We start from the raw sequence: 17865 nt of genomic DNA on the forward strand, positions 1-17865 counted from the left end.
GTGACGGGCGGGCGGCGCACCCCTTCCCGCGAAAGGTAGAACACCGTGGACATCTCCACCCTCGAAGTCGAAGACACCTGCCCGATCCACGTCAAGGACGCCAAGGGCAATCCGCTCTACAAGAACGACGGCACCCCGGTCGTGATCACCGTCTATGGCCCGAGCAGCGACGCCTATGCGCGCCTCGAGACCCGCCAGACGCAGCGCGCGATGAAGCGGCTCGACGAGAACGACGGCAAGCGGGTCGCCATGACCCCGGAGGACCGGCTGACGCAGACCGCCGAGGACCTCGCCGAGATCACCCACAGCATCGACGGGCTGACCAGCGACGGGAAGACCGGCCGCGATCTGGCGCTTGCGATCTACGGCAACCGCAAGCTCGGCTTCATCCCCAACCAGGTGACCGCGAAGCTCAACGACTGGGGAAACTTCGCGCCCGCATCGCCGACGAGCTGACGCTCTTCGTCCGGCAGCTGGCCTGGCTCAACGCCAAGCCGCGGCCGGCGCCCGGCTCACAGCGAGCGCAGGGTTTCGACCTTGCGTCCGCGATCAGCCGCTTCGAACAGGCGAAGCAAGCGGGCGTCGTTCCGCAGATGCCGCCCAACATCATGCCGCATGTCGTCGACCGGTTGACCGAGATCGGGCTGACCGGGTCGAACGGCATGGCGGCCGTCCCGCTGTCGTGGGGCGAGATCAACGAATGGGAGCGGTCGAGCACCGTTCGCATCACCGGCTGGGAAAAGCGCCTGATCCGGGCGCTCTCCGTTGCCTATGTCGCCGAGGGGCATCGCGCCGAAAGCGACACCTGCCCGCCGCCCTGGCTGGGCGAGGCCAACGAAGCGACCAAGGCGGCCGAGGTCGCGGCGCTCGATCTGCTCTTCTGACGATCCACCCTCAACGCGGGAGGCATGCTCATGGACATTGCAGCTCCCGCGTTGGAGGTAGGCCTCGACGTTACCACTGGCAGCGCGCGCGCCGAGATCAACGCCGTGCACCAGGCCTTCAACGAGGCGGCCGGTGACATCATCAGCGGCGCCGGCAGGGTCGAGCATTCCGTCAACGGGCTGACATTCGGGGCGGCGACGGTCCAGTTCCAGGCGTTCGGCAACGTCGCGACGCGCACCAATGCGCAGATCGGCAAGTCGGCCGAGCAGATGACGTTCGCGCTCAACCGCTCGATCGCCGAATTCGGCAAGTCGCGATCGGAGCTGCGGGACATGCGCGCCGAGATGAAGGCCACGGCGGCCGACGATGCCGGCATGCCGGCGGTGGCCGCGGCGCTGCGCCAGGCCAACGCGGCGCTGGGCGAGCTCGAGCGCGAGCAGCGCGCGGCCGCCCGGGGCTTTGCGATGTTCGAGGCGCAGGCTCGCAAGGCTGCCCAGGCCGCGCGCGACGCGGCGCAGGCTGAGGCAACGCTGGCGGCCGAGGCCAATCAGGTCCGCGCCGCGCTCGATCCCATGTTCCTCGCGCAGCAGAAGTTCGATGGCGAGATCGATCGCGCCAATCGTCTGCTAGACGCCGGCGTGATCCACCAGCGCGAATATGCGCAGGAGGTCCAGCGCGCCCGCGATGCCCTCGCCATGCATGCGCGCTCGGTCGCGGGCGCGGCAGGCGGCGCCGACAAGCTCGCCGATGCCAACCAGCGGCTGGCTGTCACCCAGCGCTTCACCGCGGCCGAGACCTTGAACCTGTCGCGCCAGTTCCAGGACATCGGCGTCACCGCTGCGATGGGCATGAACCCGCTCATGATCCTTGTGCAGCAGGGCCCGCAGATCTACGACGTGCTCGACCAGGCCAAGGCCCGCGGTGTCAGCGCCGGCGCCGCCTTCCGGCAGATGGGCCTCGACGTCGTCGATTATGGCGTCGCCGGTTTCAGCCGCCTCGGCGCGCTGATCACGCCGACCAATGCCCTTCTCGCCGGTACCGCCGTGGTGCTGGTGACCGTCGTGCGCGCGCTCGGCTCCTATGGCGAGGCGATGCGCCGCTTCGAGACGACCGCGGTCGGCCTCGGGCGGACGTCGGGCCAGACGGCCAAGCAGCTCGAGGCGATCTCGGAGGCCGCGGCGACGCTCGGCACCCGGTCGCTCGGCAGTGCGCGCGACAGCGTCAACGCCTTCGTCTCGGCCGGCGTCCAGGGCTCGGCGACGCTCACCATGCTCGCCGCCAATGTCGAGCGCTACGCCAAGCTGACCGGTCAGGACGTGCCCGCCGCACAGACCGCGCTCGCCGAAGCGATGGCGGATCCCGCGCGCGCGGCCGACACCTTCACCCAGCAGCTCGGCCTCCTGACCGGCGCGCAGTACGAGCATATCCGCCAGCTCGCCGCGATGGGCGAGCAGGAGCAGGCCGCGGCCGAGCTGACGCGGATCCTGACGCGCGACCTCGCCGCCAACACCAGCGAGACCACGGGCCTCACCCACTATATGGATCTACTCGGCTCTGCCGTGTCGGGTGTCGCGACCGTGTTCGGCCGGCTCGACCAGCGGATCAAGGAAGCCGGCGCCTCCTATGATGCCTGGCTGAAGAAGAACGCCGGCGACTGGGCGGTGAACCTGATCGGCACCGGCAACAAGGCGCCGATGGCGCCGAGCCCCAACGCCAGCCGTAACCAGGACCAGATCGCCGCGCTGAACGCCTCGCAGTCGCTCAACACAACCGGCATGCGCCAGTTCAACGATCTGCTGGCGCAGCAGCGCGTGCTGCAGAAGGGCCTCGCCGATACCACCGGGCTGACCGCCGCCCAGGTGCAGGCGCTTCGCCACGACTATTCGGCGGTCACGGACACGATCAACGCGAACCGCAATGCGTCGGGCGCTTGGATATCGACGCAGGAGCGCGCGCACCTGGTTGCGCAGGCGCAAGCGAAGCTCGCCGGCGCGCGGACGCAGACCGAGAAGGCGGCCGCCCAGCGGCAGATCACCCGCTTGCAGCTCGGCACCCAGGTCCTGACCCAGCAGGAGCGCGAGACGCAGGCGATGGACGCCTATAATCGCGTCGCCGATCGCTACCGCAAGCCCAAGGTCGATCACCGCGCCGAGAACCTCGCGCGCGAGGCGGAGGCGACCGAGGCGCAGATCCGCAACCTCTACAAGCTCGCCGATGCCTATGGCGTGTCGAACGGCGCCGTCCTGATCGCAGAAGCGCAGGTCAAAGCCGAGACCGACGCGATCAAGAAGCGCGGTGACGTCCAGGCCTTTGTCGACCGGCAGATCCGCCTGGCGACTGCCGAGCGGGTCACCGCGGCCGCGCAGGACACCGCCAGCATGCGCCAGCGCGCCGGCATCCAGGACGCGCTCAACCGCGAGGTCGCGGCGGGGAACGTGCCGGCCGAACAGGCCGGCGAGCTGCTGCGCGCGCGCCTTGCGGACCTGCCGCTGCTCGCCGCGGCGCAGGCGAACGAGCTGAAGGCGGCCGAGGCGGCGGGTCGGAAGGACTTTGCCCGCCAGAAGCAGTTCCTCACCGCAGCCGCGGCGGCCCGCGACGCGCTCGATGCCCAGCGCGGCGCGCGCGACCAGCTCAACACGTCGGAGGACAAGAGCCAGATCCTTGCTGCCAAGTCGGCCTCGCAGGACCAGCTCGACTATATGCGCGAGGAGCTGCGGCTGATCGGCGCGACCGAGATCGCCCGCGCCCGCGCCCTGGCCGTCTTCAAGGCCGAGCAGGAAGCCCGCGCGCGCAAGATGACCGGGCCCGACGCTGCCGCCTGGGTGAAGAGCCAGGGCGATATCGCCGCCCAGGGCGTCATCAACACGGCCGCGCTGCGCGAGCAGAACGAGCAGCTGACGTGGGCGGCCGACAAGTGGGACCTGATCGCGACCAACGTCGCCAATGCCGGCCGCGGCATGGCCGATGCGTTCGGCGAGGCCGGCCGCGCGATAGGCGACATGGCGACGATCTATGCCGGCTTCGAAGCGAACCGCACCCGCCTCGAGACCGAGCGCCAGCAGCGCATCTCCACCGCCGGCGGCAACGAGCGGACGATCGCGCGCGCCAACGAGCGCTTTGCCCTGCAGTCCGCGACCGCGCAGATCGGCGCGTTCGGCGACATGACCTCGGCGGCCAAGGGCTTCTTCGACGAGAAGTCGAAGGGCTACAAGGCGATGGTCACCGCGGAGAAGGTCTTCCGCGCGGTCGAGTTCGCCATGTCCGTGCGCTCGATCGCCCAGGACATGGTCGAAACGGTGACGTCGGTCACCAACAGCGGTGCGCGCGCCGCGGCGGCCGGCGCCGAGGGCATCGCCACGCAGTCGAAGCTGCCATTCCCGGCGAACATCGCCGCCATGGCCGCAACCGGCGCTGCGCTGGTCGCGGCCGGCATCGCGATCGTCGGCAGCGGCGGGGGCAAGAGCACGCTCGCCAAGGCCAACGACGGTACCGGCACGGTGCTGGGCGACAGCGCGGCCAAGTCGGAGAGCCTCAAGCGCGGGCTCGATGCGCTGAAGGACGTCGATACGCTGATGCTCGGCACCTCGCGCGAGATGGCCGCGAGCCTGCGATCGATCGACAATCAGATCGGCGGGGTGGCGGCGCTGGTCGTGCGCGCCGGCAACGTCAATGCGGACGCGCAGGCATCGGTCGGCTTCAAGCCCGACCTGATCGGCAAGGTGCTGGGCGGGATCCCACTGGTCGGCGGGCTGCTCTCGAGCCTGTTCGGCAGCACCACCAAGGTGATCGGCAACGGCCTCTATGGCGGCGCGCAGACGGTCGGCTCGATCGTCAACAACGGTTTCGACGCGTCCTACTATTCGGATGTCGAGAAGAAGAAGAAGTTCCTCGGGATCACGACGGGCACGTCCTACTCGACCAAATTCACCGGGGCAGACGCCGGTCTCGAGAACCAGTTCACGCTGATCCTGCGCGACTTCAACAGCGCGATCGGCGCCGCGGCCAAGCCGCTGGGCGAGTCGACCGCCGAGATCGAGCGGCGCGTATCGGGCTTTGTCGTCAACATCGGCAAGATCGACCTGAAGGGTCTGACCGGTACCGAGATTCAGGAGAAGCTCACCGCGGTGTTCGGCGCCGCGGCCGACGGGATGGCGGCTGCCGCCTTCCCGGGCATCGAGCGCTTCCAGAAGGTCGGCGAGGGCGCATTCGAGACGCTGGTGCGCGTGTCGTCGACGGTGGAGGCGGTGACCGCCAGCTTCGACCAGCTCGGCCTCTCGGCTCGCGCGCTCGGCGTCGACGCCAAGATGGGCGTCGCCGCGCAGTTCGACAGCATCAGCGCCATGACCAGCGCGGCCGATGCCTATTTCCAGTCCTTCTATTCGAAGGAGGAGCAGACCGCCGCCAAGACCGCGCAGCTGCGCCGCGTGTTCGTCGAGCTGGGCATGGTGCTGCCCGACAGCCTGGCGGGCTTCCGCTCCCTGGTCGAGGCGCAGGACCTCACCACGCTGGCCGGGCAGAAGACCTATGCGACGCTGCTGCAGCTCGCGCCGGCGTTCGCGGATCTGCAGACGGCGATGACCGGCGCCAAGTCGGCCGCGGACATCCTCGCCGAGCGGCAGGATCTGCAGCGCCGGATCCTCGAGCTCAACGGCGACACGGCCGCGATCCGGGCGCTCGACATCGCCAAGGTCGACGTCTCGAATCGCGCGCTGCAGGAGCAGGTCTGGGCGATCGAGGACGCGCAGAAGGCCGCGCAGGCGGCCGAGCAGCTGCGCGAGGCGTGGACGTCGGTCGGCAACAGCATCGAGGACGAGATCCGCCGGATCCGCGGCCTGTCCGACGGCAGCGGCGGGACGAGCTTCGCCTCGGCCTTCAGCGCGTTCAATGCGGCGACCGCCTCGGCACGTGGCGGCGACCAGGATGCGGCCAAGCTGCTGCCCGGGCTCAGCCAGGCGCTGCTGAAGGCGGCGGGCGATGCCGCGACCAGCCGGCAGGAGCTCGACCGCGTCCAGGCACAGACCGCGGCCAGCCTCGAGGCGACCAACGCGGTGATCGCGGCGATCGCCAAGGGCAACCCGCTCACCGGCGCCGGCACCATGGCGGCTGCGGCGACTGCGGCGCAGGCCGCGGCGCCGGCGTCGACCAGCTCGAGCGATGGCAGCGCATCGGATCTGCGAGCCCTGCGCGACGAGATCGCCGCGATGCGTGCCGAGAACAGCGCCGGCCACGCCAACACCGCCGCGGCCGCGACCCGCTCCGCGAAGGTGCTCGAGCGCGTGTCTGGCGAGACGGGTGACGCCTTCCAGGTCGTGGCCGCATGAAGGTCGTCTACGACAGCGGCGCCGAGGTCGAGCTTGGCTCGGTCGAAGCGTCGCCCACCGTCAATCTGATCGATTACAGTCGGCGGGTCACCGACGACTTCGGGGTAACCACCGTCGTTCCGCGGGCCTTCGCGCGCCGCATGTCTGTCCGCCTCGCCATGCCCATGGCCTCGATCGACGCCGTGCAGCGCACGCTCGCGGATTTGCGCGCAACGCCGGCGACCTGGATTGCCGATGCCCGCCATGGCAGCCTGGCGTTCCGCGGCTTCTACAAGGACTTCGAGCTCACCGCGGCATCGCTGTCAACCTGCACCCTGACGATCGAGGGCGTCGCCACCAGCGAGAGCTTCGACGATCCGGGCGATGATCCCGCACCTGACGGCCGGGCCTCCTCACTGCGTGTGCTGGATTCGGTGATCGTCGGACCGGGCGTGCTGATCTCGAGCAGCGTCGCCGAGGCTGATGCGCCGCAATGGTCGGCCGGCACCACGTACCAGAAGGGCGCGCAGGTTATCCTCGCCGCCAGCCACCGGATCTATGAGAACCTGGTCGACGGCAACGTAGGAGCCGATCCCGCCGGCGCCGGCGGCAAATGGCTCGACGTCGGGCCGACCAACCGCTTCGCCATGCTCGACCAGGCGCTCGGCACCTCGACGATCGCGAGCAGCGATGTCGTCGTTGTCCTGCGCTCGCCGCGGGCGGCATCTGGCGTCGCGATCCTCGACACCAATGCCGCCACGGTGCGGGTGCAGGCGCCGGGGTATGACCGGACGCAGGTTCCCGATGCGTCGGGCAAGGCGCTCTTCCTGGATCTCGCGGTCGCGGCCGGCGCCGATGTGACGGTCACTGCCGCGGTCGCCGCAGCTAACCCGGGTCCGCAGCGCTGGGACGACGGCGCGCAGTGGCTGGACCAGCGTGTCTGGCAGGACAGTCTCGAGGCGGGCGACGGCACGGTGACGATCGGCACGCTGCTGCTGGGCGAGCTGAAGGGCCTCGGGGTCACCGAGACGGCGCCGACCGCCGGGATCATCGACTATTCGAAGAAAGAGACGGACGAGTTCGGCGAGACCACCGTCGTGCCGCGTGCCTGGGCGAAGCGAATGGCCGCACGCTCGATGATCAGCACGGCCGCTATCGATCTGGTCGCCGACCGCCTGGCGGCGCTGCGCGCGCGACCGTGTCTCTGGATCGGCCACTTCGCGCTCGACGCGCTTACCGTGTTCGGCTTCTACAAGGACGTCGAGATCACGGTCGGTACCAGCGTGTCGACGATGTCTCTGGCGGTCGAGGGGTTGAGCAAGGCTGCGCCGACGCGTTCGAGCGGCCTCGGCTCGGTCGCCTGGCCCGACATCACCGACCCTGCCGGCACCAAGCCGGCGAACAATGCCGACGTCACCGGCGAGAACACCTCGAAGGACACGGCCGCGGTGGGCGGCGTGCCGGCGGGCGAGCTGACCGGCCGCCTGCAGACGCTCGAGACCGTCACCATCCCCGCGATCGACGCGGCGGGCGCGGCGGCCGGGCAGCGGATCACCGAGGCGCGCGCTGCGGCCGACCTCGCGCTCAGCCGGATCGAGACCGAAGTCGATCGCGTCGACCAGCGCATCGACAACCTGTCCGCGTCGGGCGGCTATGACGACACGGCGGTGAAGGCCGAGGTCAAGCGCGTCGACGAGGCGGCGATCGGCCGCGACGCTGCGCTCGGCACGCGGATCGACACGGTCAGCGCCTCGGTGACAACCACCGACACGAACCTGCGCGCGGTCATCTCGACCAAGGAACAGGCCGCGGTCGATCGCGAAAACGCGCTCGGCAAGCGGATCGATGACATTATCGCCGAGGGCGGCGGGGGAAGCGACGGCGTCGACATGGTCGCTCGTGCCGAGATCCAGCGGGTCGAGCAGGCGGCTGTGCTGGGGCAGCAGGCGCTCGCGTCGCGGACAAGCCTCATGGAGGCGACGGCCAGCAGCACGGCCGGGATCGTCAACCGCAATCCATCCTTCGCCGTCTGGCAGGATGCTGCTGGGCTACCGCTCAGCTGGGAGTGGTGGAGTCAGATCGCAACGATCGAGCGTCGCGCCCGGGCGGACGGCGTGTCGGGCTATGTTGCTCGCATCTCAAGCGCGGCAGCCCAGCCGACGGGTCTCGCGGACTCGCCGCTGCCATTCTACCCTGGCTGGTACGTCCTCGACGCCGAGGTCGAATTGATCGCCGGCAGCTACGCAGGTGCCGGGTTGACGATTTCGGGTGATGGTGGCCTGCATTTTGCCACCGAGGCCGACATGAACGGCGACGTGTCGGCGACGCGAACCGGTCGACGCCGCTTCACCAAATTGATGCAGCTGACTGTCACGCGCAGCGCGTGGCACGCTATGAACGGCTGGGCTGGATGGCTCCCAGCGGAGCAGATCGCTGCCAAGACGATCGATTGGTACCGCTGCGCAGTCCGCCCGGCGAGCGACGCCGAGATCAAGGCCGGCAAGGCCGACGCGGCTCTTCCCGGCATCACCGCCCGGATCAAGACGACCGAGGACACGCTCGCCGATCTGCCGAACCGCTATGCGACCGCGCAGCGCGCCAGCAACATCGAGGCGTCGGTGGGCGGGGTCACCGGCCGTGTGGGCAGCCTGGAGCGGGTAACCAGCGACGGCACGCTCGCAACATCGCAGCGGGTCGACAATGTCGAGGCGTCGCTCAACGATAGCCGGGCGACCGTGACCCAGCAGGCAGGCGCGATCGCCGGCCTCAACGGCAAGACGGCTGCCTATGTGCGGATCATCGCCGATGCCGGCAACGGGCGGGCTTCGCTCAGCCTCTGGTCGGATCAATATGGCGGCGCGTGGCAGCTCGGCGGCAACGGCTTGATCGATGGCAACCTCACGATCAACGGGACAGTCACTGCGCGTGCCTTCAACGGCGCGAGCATGGCGCGCGAGGCTCGATCGACCTGGAACGGGTCGATCACGCCGGCGCAGGGCCAGACCATCACGATCCCCTGGTCGCTCGGCTTGCCCTCGATCCCGCCGACCGGCCGCTTCATCTACGAGGCGGTCATCCTACTAGAAACCAACGAGGGGCAGGGCTTCACCTCGACCGTCAACGGCCGACCGGCCTACACTCAGTATGTCGGCGGCTACGGCGGCCTGTTCCTCGGCGCAACCGACAACCAGGGTAACATCTACTATCCGCGGGCAAACGCGTCCGATCGCGTGATCGCCGACAGCGACTTCACGCCCAGCTTCGTCGCCCGGATCAACCGCGGGTCCTACGACTCCGGTTACACCTTCGATGGCGACCAATATCAGCGGCAGGTCGCCGCCAGCTACACCGTCACCCGGATCGACCTGAAGGTCACCTGGGTCGCGATCTAGGGACCGCTCATGGAATATTGGATCGTCTACGACCTCGTGACGGGCGCGGAGCTCTATGCCGGCAGCGGCATGCCGGGCACGGCCGCCTATCAGCATCCGCCCGAGGGCGCCGGTATCGTCGTCGTGCCACAGGCGGTGATTGCGCAGCAGCCGCGCGACCTCGACGCGCTGCGCGCCGCGCTGGTGATGGGCGTCGACAACGAAGCCGAGCGGGTTCGCTCGCGCTACGTCACCGCCCTGCCGGCGCAGATCGGCACCTATGTGCTGAAGGAGGCCGCGGCGCGCGCCTGGCTCGCGAACAGCAGCGCGTCGACGGCGATGCTGCTGCCCGAAGCGGCCGCCCGGGGCATGACGATCGCGGACCTGGCCGCCGAGGTCATCGCCAACGCCGATGCCTGGACGCAGCTGTCCGGCGCGATTGAGGGCGTTCGCTTTGCCGCCAAGGCCCGCATTGCCGCGGCGCCGACGATCGGCGCGATCGTCCAGGCGGCGCTCCTCGACTGGTCGGTGCTCGATGCGCCGGCTGGCTGACGTCGCGCTGCAGCTGCTCGTCTCGATCGACCAGCTCGGCCAGGTCCTGCTCGTCGGTACCGCCTACCTCCTCCACCTGACCGACGCCTGCCCGTCGGCCGACGAGACGATCAGCAGCTATGTCGGCCGCGGCGAAATTCGCGGCGCGAGCTGGGCGCTGATCGTCGCCCCCATGATCGACCGCCTGTTCATGCTGCTCGGCGAAGCACCCGGCCACTGCCGGCGCAATGTCGAGGCCGCTATCGAGGGCCAGCCTCCCTCCGCCTGAAGGATTCGCCGATGTCCGAACGAACCGACCCGCCGCGCCTGCCGGCGCTGGTGCCGATGCTCTGCGCCCTTGTCGGCGCACTGGCGACGCTTGGCGGCCTCCTGGTCACCATCGGCGGCTGGCGCGGCGCCGTGGATACGCACCTTGAGACGATCGACCGCCGCCTCGACCAGGCCGAGAGCAACCAACGGACCTACATTCCGGTGTTGCTCGGCTTGAACAAGGACGTGTCCTATCTCGCCGATCGCGCCCGGCGCGAAGACGCGCGAGCCGATCGGGAGCAGGCGAAATGACCGAAGTCGTGGGCGGCGTCCTCATGGCGGTGGGCGGCGGCATGCTGTCGCTGTCTTCGTTCCGGTTGCTCGCCGCCTCTCGCGCGCCGGTCGCCGAAGGCGTCCTCGCGGCGCTGCCCCACACCCCTGTGCCGGCCGACATGCCGGCGGACATGCAGCTGCTGCTCGCGCAGCTCGACTGACCCCGCGCGGCCCGCGCCGCGCCTTGCCGAGGATCCACCATGAAACCGATCGATGACTGGCGGCAGGCCGGCCGCCTGTGGTCGCTGCGCATCTGCGCCGCGGCGGCCGCCCTCTTCACCGCCCTGGCGGTCTTCACCGAGCAGCTCCACCAGCTCTGGCAGCAGCTGCCGCCCGCGGTGCAGGCGATGATCCCCGGTCACGACAAGATCGCGCTCGCGCTCTTCGTTGCCGTGGCGATCGCCCGCCTCGTCCAGCAGCGGAGCCCGAAAGCATGAGGTCGATCGACTCCATGATCGGCGACCTGATCGTCCGCGAGGGCGACTATGTCGACCACCCCGCCGATCGCGGCGGCCCGACCCGCTGGGGCATCACCCAGGCCAAGGCCCGGGAGCACGGGTACCGCGGCCGGATGCAGGATCTACCGCAGGCGACCGCCCGCGAGATCTACTGGCAGCAGTTCGTCCTCGCGCCCGGGATCAACCGCATCGCCGCGCGCTCCGTCGCGATCGCGGCCGAGGCGCTCGACACCGGCGTCAACATGGGCGCGCCGATCGGCGTCATGTTCCTGCAGACCGCCCTCAACGCGCTCAACCGGCAGGGCCGCGACTGGCCGGATCTCGCCAAGGTCGACGGCAACTTCGGCCCGCTCTCCGACGCCGCGCTCGCCACCTGCATCCGGGTACGCGCCCATGATGATTGGGAGGCGGTGCTGCTCGCTGCGATGAACGGCCAGCAGCTCGCCCGCTATCTCGACATCATGGATCGCCGGCCGAACCAGGAAGCCTTCGGCTGGGGCTGGATCCGCAACCGCGTCGCCCTCGCCGCCTGACCCCAAGGAGAACCTCCATGCGCTGCATCCTCGTCCTCGCCCTGGCGGCGAGCCTGTCCGCCTGCGCCACGTCCGGCGCGCACCTGACCCCCGCCGCTGCGAGCGGCGCGATCACGACCGCGCAGGCGACCTTCGACAGCGCGCGGGCCTTCGCCGCGATCTTCATGCCATTCCTGTCCGACGCGCAGCGCGCCCGGGTGGACGCGATCGCCGACGTCGCCGCGCAGGCGCTCGAGACCGCCCGCACCGCCACCACCGCTGCGGCGCGTGCCCAGGCGCTGGCCGACGCGAAGAAGGCGACCGCCGAATACCAGCTGGCGACCGGCAACTGATCGGCAGCGGAAGGAGACGCCTATGGTTGACCCCTATGCGAACGTGTTCCGCGGGATCTCGGATCCCGGCGAGCACTCCGAGCTGGTGACGCCTTCGGACACCACCGACCTGCCGGTCACGCCGAAGTTCTTCTATGTGGGCTATGGCGGCGACGTCGCCCTGATCGGTGACAACGCTCCCGCCGGCGCTGCGCCGACGATTTGGCCGAACGTGCAGAATGGAGGCTACGTCCTCAAGAGTGCGCGGCGAATCTGCGCGACCGGCACGACCGCCAGCGGCATCGTCGCGATCTTCTGATGCGGGCCGCCTTTGCCCTCCGCGTGGCCGCGCTGTCGCGCGCCATCGCCGCGATCGCCCGGCGCTGGGCGGACGCCGACACCTGGACCGACACTCTGACCTGGAAGGACGCCGAATGAGCGTGCTCGAGACGATCCCCAATGGTGCGTCCTACAAGGATGTGCGCGACACCATGAACGACGTGCTCGCCTGGAAGAAGGGTATCATCGCCGGCGGTGGTACGCCGACGCCTACCCCCACGCCGGCGCCGACCTTCACCACGCCTGCGTCGATCACCAGCGACGGCACGCCCCAGGTCGGCGAGACGCTGACGGGCAACGATGGCGTTGTGGCGAATGGCTCGATCTCCGCCCGCGCCTGGCTCCTGGCGGGCGCGACGGTGTCGACCTCGGCACAGTTCACGCCGCAACAGGCTGGCAATTACACGTACCGGGCGACCGCGTCGGGCGCTGGTGGAACGACCAATAGCAGCGCGACAGTCACAGTTGCTGCTGCCACGCCGACCCCGACCCCGACGCCGGCGACGTTCGCGATGACGCAGCTTCCGTCATCGAACCGGGTCTATCAGCGCTCCACCAAGACGGGTGGTGGACCGAACAAGGGCACCGGCACGATCCCGGTGAACCTGAACGTCACGGCATCCGGCGGGATCTATGCCCGCACCAGGGCTGCCGATGGCACGACCGTGCTGCAATCCGCCTGGCTGGCGGTGAACAACGCCCCCGTGGCGAACGGACCCGTCGACATCAGCGGCGTTGAGGCCCGCAACCAGTACTTTTTCCTCGACCTTGCGCCGAGCGCTACCGGACCTTGGACAAACGGCACCGTGCTGGTCGCGATGGGCCGCCTCATCTACCTGTCGGGTCAGTCCCTCCAGGTGCGCAATTTCCGCAGTTCCGGCGACGCCACCACGATCTCCGGGGCGGGCGTGACCTTCGGAGGCAAGGGCGCTGTACTCGGTGGCGGACCGGAGATCGGTACCTCGGGGGCTTGGGTGCAGCCCTCCGACGCGGGGCCGGTCACATCAGCAGGCGCGGCCGAGCTCATCAACCTTCAGGCAAACGCCTTCGGCGTGTGCGTGGGCCTCGTCATGACCGCGGTTGGTAACTCCAGCGTGCAGGCTTGGCAGCCGGGCGGAGACTATCTGAACGCCGCGGTCGCGGCCATCAACGCTGCCGGCAGCAAGTTCGAGGCCGCCTGGTGGTACCAGGGCCACAGCGACGCGGGGCGCATCGTCAAGGACGTCCGGGCCGAGTTCAAGAGCATGATGGACGCTCTCGCGGGCGCCATGATCGGCAGCCCGCCCTCCTGGTACTTCACGGCCATCCCGAACATCAACTCGACCAACTACGGCAACAACCAGTCTCGCAACGGCATCCGAGGCATGTACGAGGACTATGCCAAGCTCACAGCGGCGACCTACCTCCCCATGGAGGATATCCAGCTGCTGTCCGGCGAAGGCGTCCACTGCACGCAGGCAGGTTCCTTGAGGCAGGTGCAGCACTTCCACCGTGCAACCGGCAAGGAGCTGGGCGGACCGGGCGATCAGGGCTGCGTCTACGGTGTGCCCACCGTCAGCGGCACCACCGTCACGCTGCCGTACACGCTGATCAGCGGCGCCACCAACGTCACCACCGTCGGCGACCCTAAGCAGCGCTGGCGGGTATCCGATCTGGGTACGGAGGCCAGTCTTCCTATTACCTCCCTGACGTTCGGACCGACCGCTGCCACCATCGTGCTAGGCCAGGCACCTGCGAGCAGCGCCATTGAGGTCGGCCCATTCTTCCAGTCCGGAGATGACGGAAGGGCGGACATGGCCTTCGCCAATCTCAACGAGGGCGATGGTACAAACATGGTCGGGCGGGAGCTATTTGTACCTGGCCGCGCCATTCTCAGCCGCCCTAAGTTCAACCTCAACACAGCGAACATCACATTTGGCAGCGGGGGCGCCTTTGGGCAGGGACGCACGAGCGGTTACTTTGACGTGCCGATTCCGAGCGCCTTTGGCACGGTGTCGGTCGAGTTCTTCCTCACCGTGAACAACGTAAATGGCGGCATTCAGGTCATCACGACCCTGCCCGGCGACATGGGCTGGCTGGCCATCGACGGGACCCAAATGGGTTTCAACACGGACTGGCAATACACCTTGGCGGCCGGCCAGACCTATCATGTGGTTCTCGTCATTTCGGCGACCGGCAAAACCTGGTTCATGAACGGTCAGTTCGTGCAATTCGGCCCGCTGCAGGACCGTGGGACGGCCGGCCGAGGTGTCGGAATCGGCAGCTTGGGCGGCAACTACGTCTACACCAGGGGCGTCATCGACGAGGTCGCGATGTTCTACAACCCGCAGCGGTACGACAAGGCCGGCTTCGCCGTGCCATCCGCCCCATACAGCGGCAACGAAGACGGCCTTCTCCACCTCTGGCACCTGGACGGCAACGGCACCGACAGCTGCACGCTCAATTCCTGAACGGAGACCACCAGCATGCGCATATATCTCGCTGCACTTGCGACGTTCCTTTCGCTCGGCCTCGCTTCGCCCGGATCGGCGCAGACCGTGTCGGGCTGCGGCACCGTGGCGATCCCGAAGGCCGACCGCACCAGCCGGACGAAGCTGACCGCCGGCGCCGCCTGTTTTGACAAGGCGGCCAGCGTCGCGACCGGCGCGGCCGAGGCGCGCCGCGCGGCGATCGCTGCGCTGCCCACCCCGACGCCGTCCCCCAGCCCGACCCCGATTCCGGCGTCCGCGCCCAGCCCGGCGCCGGCCGAACAGTCGTGGAAGGACTGCGCGGGCGAAGGCGAGGCCTGCACCTTCATCGGTCAGGCTCGGGTGCGTTTCGGCGCAAACGGCAAGTTCGTGACCAAGGTGTTCAACAGCGGCACCCAGTGCGGCAACCAGGTGTTCGGCGATCCGGCACCGGGCGCCGCCAAGCGGTGCAGCTGGCAGCCGACCGACGGCAGCGAGCCGGTCACGGCCGATACGCCCAAGGCGCTGATCCCGGCGGGCGCTCGCGCCTGGCCGGTCGTCGCCAAGCCGACCACCATGCGCGGGCTGCTCGGCATCAACATCGCCGGCCCGGGCGCCTGGTTCTCGGGTGACCAGACCTATGTGAACCTGCTGCGCGGCGCCGAGTGGCGAGTGCGCGGCTGGGAATATGCTGCCCGCAGCGATCTCGGTACCGACGGCATCCCCAAGCCCGAGCTGGTGGCAGCCCTGCAGCCGCTGGCAATCATCAAGCCGGCGCTGGGCAGCCAGACCCGCGACGTGGCTGCCTTCTGCACCTGGAAGGGCAAGGGCACCGTCACGATCGAGGGCGCGGTCCATACTGGCCTCCGCTATTCCGACCATCGCGCCGACCTGATCTTCGTCGCCAACCGCGATATGTCGAAGATGACCTGGCTGAAGATCGGGGCGAGCGATCCGGCTGACCCGATTCGCGATCTCGACTGCCGCGCCGCGGCCGATGCCGGCATCACCGACCTCTTCCTGCCGGACGTGGTCGCCTACTACGGTAACTTCGGCACGCTGCGCATGCTCGACGCCTCCGGCGTCAACGGCAGCGGCAAGTGGCGCTGGGAGAGCCGCACGCTGCCGGGCGACCTCACGCTGGGCGGCGATGGCGGCATGCCGCTCGAGCACCAGGTCGCGCTCGCCGCGGCGGCCGGCGCCGATGCCTGGTACAATCTCAGCTGGAACGCCGACGAGGAGTTCCAGCGCCGCATGGCGCAGCTGATCCATGATGCCACGCCTGCCGATCGGCACGTCTATATCGAGCTGTCCAACGAGACGTGGAATTTCAGCTTCCCAGTCGCCGGCCAGGCCATGACTGACGGCGCGGCGCTCAACCTTTCCGGCGACGGCGACGCCTTCAAGTCGGGCCTGCTGCTCTACGCGCAGCGCGTTGCGGCGCTGATGCGGATCTGGACGCCGATCTTCGCCGACCGCCCCGGACAGCTCGTCCGCGTGGCCGCGACCCAGCAGGACAATCCCTGGACCGCCGGCGTGGTCGTCGGGGAGAGCGGCCTCGGCCGGTCGGGGCTGATCGATGCGCTGGCAGTCGCGCCCTACTTCGGCGCGGCCGTCCCCGCCGCCAACCCGGGCGTGACCAGCCTCGACACGCTGTTCCCGCTGCTGCGCGCCGACATGACGCGGATCCTCAGCACCAGCCAGGCGCAGAACCGCGCGATCGCGAAGCAGTACGGCCTGCGGCTCATCTCCTATGAGGGTGGCCAGCACGTCGTCAGCGACAATGTCGACGTCGTCGCCGGGCTCAACCGCGACCCGCGCATGGCCGCGCTCTACGGGCAGTACATCCCGGAGGCGATCGCCTCGAACGATGCTGACCTCCTGGTGCTGTTCTCGGCGACCGGATCGATCAGCAAGTGGGGCGCCTGGGGCATCCGGGAATATGCCGGCCAGCCGCGCGCCGACGCGCCCAAGCTCGACGCGGTCCTGACGGTGCTCGGCCGTTAACCTTCGATGTGGCGCGGCGGTCTCATGGATCGTTGCGCCACATCAACCGCGCTGATCCAGATCGCATATTCGCATATCTATCGCAGCTAGGATCCTGTCCTTCACTCGACGTCGCCAGCCTCACGCCGGCGATGCGACTGGAAGGGAAAGCATTGTCACGCATCATCGCCTGGATCCGTCGCTGGCTTCGCGGGGCGGAGGCCATCCGAAACGCGCCGAAGGGCCGATGCGCGATCTGCGGCACCTCGACACCAGACGATAATATCTGCGCCGGCTGCGGCCCGGGCGGCTGGTAGCTAGCTGCGCGCGCTCTCGATCGCGGCGTCCGCCAGCTGGCGCATCAGCTGCTGCCAATAGTCCGGCGCCCGCTCCCAGGGTACGTCCTCGAGGTGGCCGTTGCGCCGGCTCTCCCATAGGTCACCGGCGATCTTCTCGCGTAGCGACTCATGATCGTTCGTGGTGCAGATCCGACACGCCATGCGGGTTGATTACCGTTCCCGCTTCGTTCCATCAAGGCGCGATGCGGAGCGCGGAGCGAATCAAGTTGGAGCTGGCGGTGGCGGTACTGCGCCAGGCGATCGGCCGCGATGATCCCGCCGCGGTCCGCTCCGAGGCGATCCGCCTGGCGCTGCGCGTCCTATGGCCGCACTGCCGCGAGCGGTGGCCGCTGGTGACGTTCTGGGAGTCGGGGCAGCAGGACAACGATATCGGCCGCACCCAGGGCGTGACGGCCGCCTTCAACGCGATCGTGCGGCAGCTGCGTCTGGCGGGGGCCTATGGGACAGAAGAACCCGGCCGATCATCCCGACCAGCAATGCCGCCAGCACGGCAGTGACGAGGAGCAGGCGGCGGTGCATGCCGGCCGCGTAGCAGCTCGGCATGTCTCCGATGTGAATTGCTAGGCAGGCCGTCCCCGAAGCCAGATTATGCGGTCACTGACCCGATCTCTTCGCCCGACCCTTCTGCGGCAACCCAAGGCGACTCCGGGCCGAAATCCGACCCCATTACGACCCACTCTCCCGGCGCCCGCTCCTTAGGATAGAAGGATATTCCCGCGGAGCCCTCTGCGGTCATCCGGAG

16 protein-coding genes are annotated in these 17865 nt (G+C 68.9%); 15 read left to right on the forward strand and 1 reads right to left on the reverse strand.

The features are described from left to right. Positions 1-45: 45 nt before the first annotated feature. From IEX18_RS04480 to IEX18_RS04545, 14 genes are all read left to right on the forward strand, one after another. Positions 46-456 (forward strand): hypothetical protein, encoded by a 411-nt coding sequence (locus IEX18_RS04480; protein ID WP_188657477.1) that lies wholly within the window; start codon positions 46-48, stop codon positions 454-456. 137 nt (positions 457-593) lie between these two features. Further along, on the forward strand, positions 594-884 hold the full coding sequence (locus IEX18_RS04485) for a hypothetical protein (RefSeq protein WP_188657479.1): 291 nt from the start codon (positions 594-596) through the stop codon (positions 882-884). Between the two features lie 30 nt (positions 885-914). Beyond that, positions 915-6206: a phage tail length tape measure family protein gene (locus IEX18_RS04490; protein WP_188657481.1), complete on the forward strand. Its 5292-nt coding sequence runs from the start codon at positions 915-917 to the stop codon at positions 6204-6206. After that, positions 6203-9577, forward strand: a complete 3375-nt coding sequence (locus IEX18_RS04495) for a hypothetical protein (RefSeq protein ID WP_188657482.1) — start codon at positions 6203-6205, stop codon at positions 9575-9577. The genes IEX18_RS04490 and IEX18_RS04495 overlap by 4 nt, the downstream gene beginning before the upstream one ends. 9 nt (positions 9578-9586) lie before the next feature. Continuing rightward, complete coding sequence (locus IEX18_RS04500) at positions 9587-10108, forward strand: hypothetical protein (protein WP_188657483.1); 522 nt, start codon at positions 9587-9589, stop codon at positions 10106-10108. Beyond that, positions 10092-10376, forward strand: coding sequence for a hypothetical protein (locus IEX18_RS04505; protein ID WP_188657484.1), 285 nt, complete (start codon positions 10092-10094; stop codon positions 10374-10376). The genes IEX18_RS04500 and IEX18_RS04505 overlap by 17 nt, the downstream gene beginning before the upstream one ends. An 11-nt stretch (positions 10377-10387) precedes the next feature. After that, a complete protein-coding gene (locus IEX18_RS04510; protein ID WP_188657485.1) occupies positions 10388-10669 on the forward strand; it encodes a hypothetical protein in 282 nt (93 codons plus the stop codon). Continuing rightward, positions 10666-10851 carry a hypothetical protein gene (locus IEX18_RS04515; protein ID WP_188657486.1) on the forward strand — a complete coding sequence of 62 codons (186 nt, stop codon included), beginning with the start codon at positions 10666-10668 and terminating at the stop codon, positions 10849-10851. Before IEX18_RS04510 ends, IEX18_RS04515 begins: the two co-directional genes overlap by 4 nt. A gap of 39 nt (positions 10852-10890) precedes the next feature. After that, positions 10891-11127 (forward strand): DUF7940 domain-containing protein, encoded by a 237-nt coding sequence (locus tag IEX18_RS04520; protein WP_188657487.1) that lies wholly within the window; start codon positions 10891-10893, stop codon positions 11125-11127. Further along, positions 11124-11681 carry a glycoside hydrolase family 108 protein gene (locus IEX18_RS04525; RefSeq protein ID WP_188657488.1) on the forward strand — a complete coding sequence of 186 codons (558 nt, stop codon included), beginning with the start codon at positions 11124-11126 and terminating at the stop codon, positions 11679-11681. The genes IEX18_RS04520 and IEX18_RS04525 overlap by 4 nt, the downstream gene beginning before the upstream one ends. Positions 11682-11698: 17 nt before the next feature. Then, complete coding sequence (locus IEX18_RS04530) at positions 11699-12013, forward strand: hypothetical protein (protein WP_188657489.1); 315 nt, start codon at positions 11699-11701, stop codon at positions 12011-12013. Between the two features lie 22 nt (positions 12014-12035). Further along, positions 12036-12311: a spike base protein, RCAP_Rcc01079 family gene (locus IEX18_RS04535; protein WP_188657490.1), complete on the forward strand. Its 276-nt coding sequence runs from the start codon at positions 12036-12038 to the stop codon at positions 12309-12311. Positions 12312-12426: 115 nt separating this feature from the next. Beyond that, complete coding sequence (locus IEX18_RS04540; RefSeq protein ID WP_188657491.1) at positions 12427-14781, forward strand: sialate O-acetylesterase; 2355 nt, start codon at positions 12427-12429, stop codon at positions 14779-14781. Between the two features lie 15 nt (positions 14782-14796). Next, positions 14797-16785: a hypothetical protein gene (locus IEX18_RS04545; RefSeq protein ID WP_188657492.1), complete on the forward strand. Its 1989-nt coding sequence runs from the start codon at positions 14797-14799 to the stop codon at positions 16783-16785. Positions 16786-17081: 296 nt separating this feature from the next. Here the strand turns inward: IEX18_RS04545 and IEX18_RS04550 are convergent, their stop codons facing one another. Next, positions 17082-17264, reverse strand: coding sequence for a hypothetical protein (locus IEX18_RS04550; RefSeq protein ID WP_188657493.1), 183 nt, complete (start codon positions 17262-17264; stop codon positions 17082-17084). A gap of 41 nt (positions 17265-17305) precedes the next feature. Here IEX18_RS04550 and IEX18_RS04555 point away from each other — a divergent pair, with 41 nt between their 5' ends. Further along, on the forward strand, positions 17306-17620 hold the full coding sequence (locus tag IEX18_RS04555) for a hypothetical protein (RefSeq protein WP_188657494.1): 315 nt from the start codon (positions 17306-17308) through the stop codon (positions 17618-17620). Positions 17621-17865 lie beyond the last annotated feature (245 nt).

Origin of the sequence: Sphingomonas metalli, from assembly GCF_014641735.1 — a bacterium.
GTDB classification, from domain to species: Bacteria; Pseudomonadota; Alphaproteobacteria; order Sphingomonadales; family Sphingomonadaceae; genus Sphingomonas; species Sphingomonas metalli.

Bases quoted from the DNA above. Each gene is read 5' to 3' on its own strand.
- IEX18_RS04550 (WP_188657493.1), bottom strand. From the start codon at position 17,264: ATGGCGTGTCGGATCTGCACCACGAACGATCATGAGTCGCTACGCGAG.
- IEX18_RS04520 (WP_188657487.1), top strand. From the start codon at position 10,891: ATGAAACCGATCGATGACTGGCGGCAGGCCGGCCGCCTGTGGTCGCTG.
- IEX18_RS04495 (WP_188657482.1), top strand. From the start codon at position 6,203: ATGAAGGTCGTCTACGACAGCGGCGCCGAGGTCGAGCTTGGCTCGGTC.
- IEX18_RS04505 (WP_188657484.1), top strand. From the start codon at position 10,092: ATGCGCCGGCTGGCTGACGTCGCGCTGCAGCTGCTCGTCTCGATCGAC.
- IEX18_RS04545 (WP_188657492.1), top strand. From the start codon at position 14,797: ATGCGCATATATCTCGCTGCACTTGCGACGTTCCTTTCGCTCGGCCTC.
- IEX18_RS04530 (WP_188657489.1), top strand. From the start codon at position 11,699: ATGCGCTGCATCCTCGTCCTCGCCCTGGCGGCGAGCCTGTCCGCCTGC.
- IEX18_RS04555 (WP_188657494.1), top strand. From the start codon at position 17,306: ATGCGGAGCGCGGAGCGAATCAAGTTGGAGCTGGCGGTGGCGGTACTG.
- IEX18_RS04485 (WP_188657479.1), top strand. From the start codon at position 594: ATGCCGCCCAACATCATGCCGCATGTCGTCGACCGGTTGACCGAGATC.
- IEX18_RS04515 (WP_188657486.1), top strand. From the start codon at position 10,666: ATGACCGAAGTCGTGGGCGGCGTCCTCATGGCGGTGGGCGGCGGCATG.
- IEX18_RS04510 (WP_188657485.1), top strand. From the start codon at position 10,388: ATGTCCGAACGAACCGACCCGCCGCGCCTGCCGGCGCTGGTGCCGATG.
- IEX18_RS04525 (WP_188657488.1), top strand. From the start codon at position 11,124: ATGAGGTCGATCGACTCCATGATCGGCGACCTGATCGTCCGCGAGGGC.
- IEX18_RS04490 (WP_188657481.1), top strand. From the start codon at position 915: ATGGACATTGCAGCTCCCGCGTTGGAGGTAGGCCTCGACGTTACCACT.
- IEX18_RS04500 (WP_188657483.1), top strand. From the start codon at position 9,587: ATGGAATATTGGATCGTCTACGACCTCGTGACGGGCGCGGAGCTCTAT.
- IEX18_RS04540 (WP_188657491.1), top strand. From the start codon at position 12,427: ATGAGCGTGCTCGAGACGATCCCCAATGGTGCGTCCTACAAGGATGTG.
- IEX18_RS04535 (WP_188657490.1), top strand. From the start codon at position 12,036: ATGGTTGACCCCTATGCGAACGTGTTCCGCGGGATCTCGGATCCCGGC.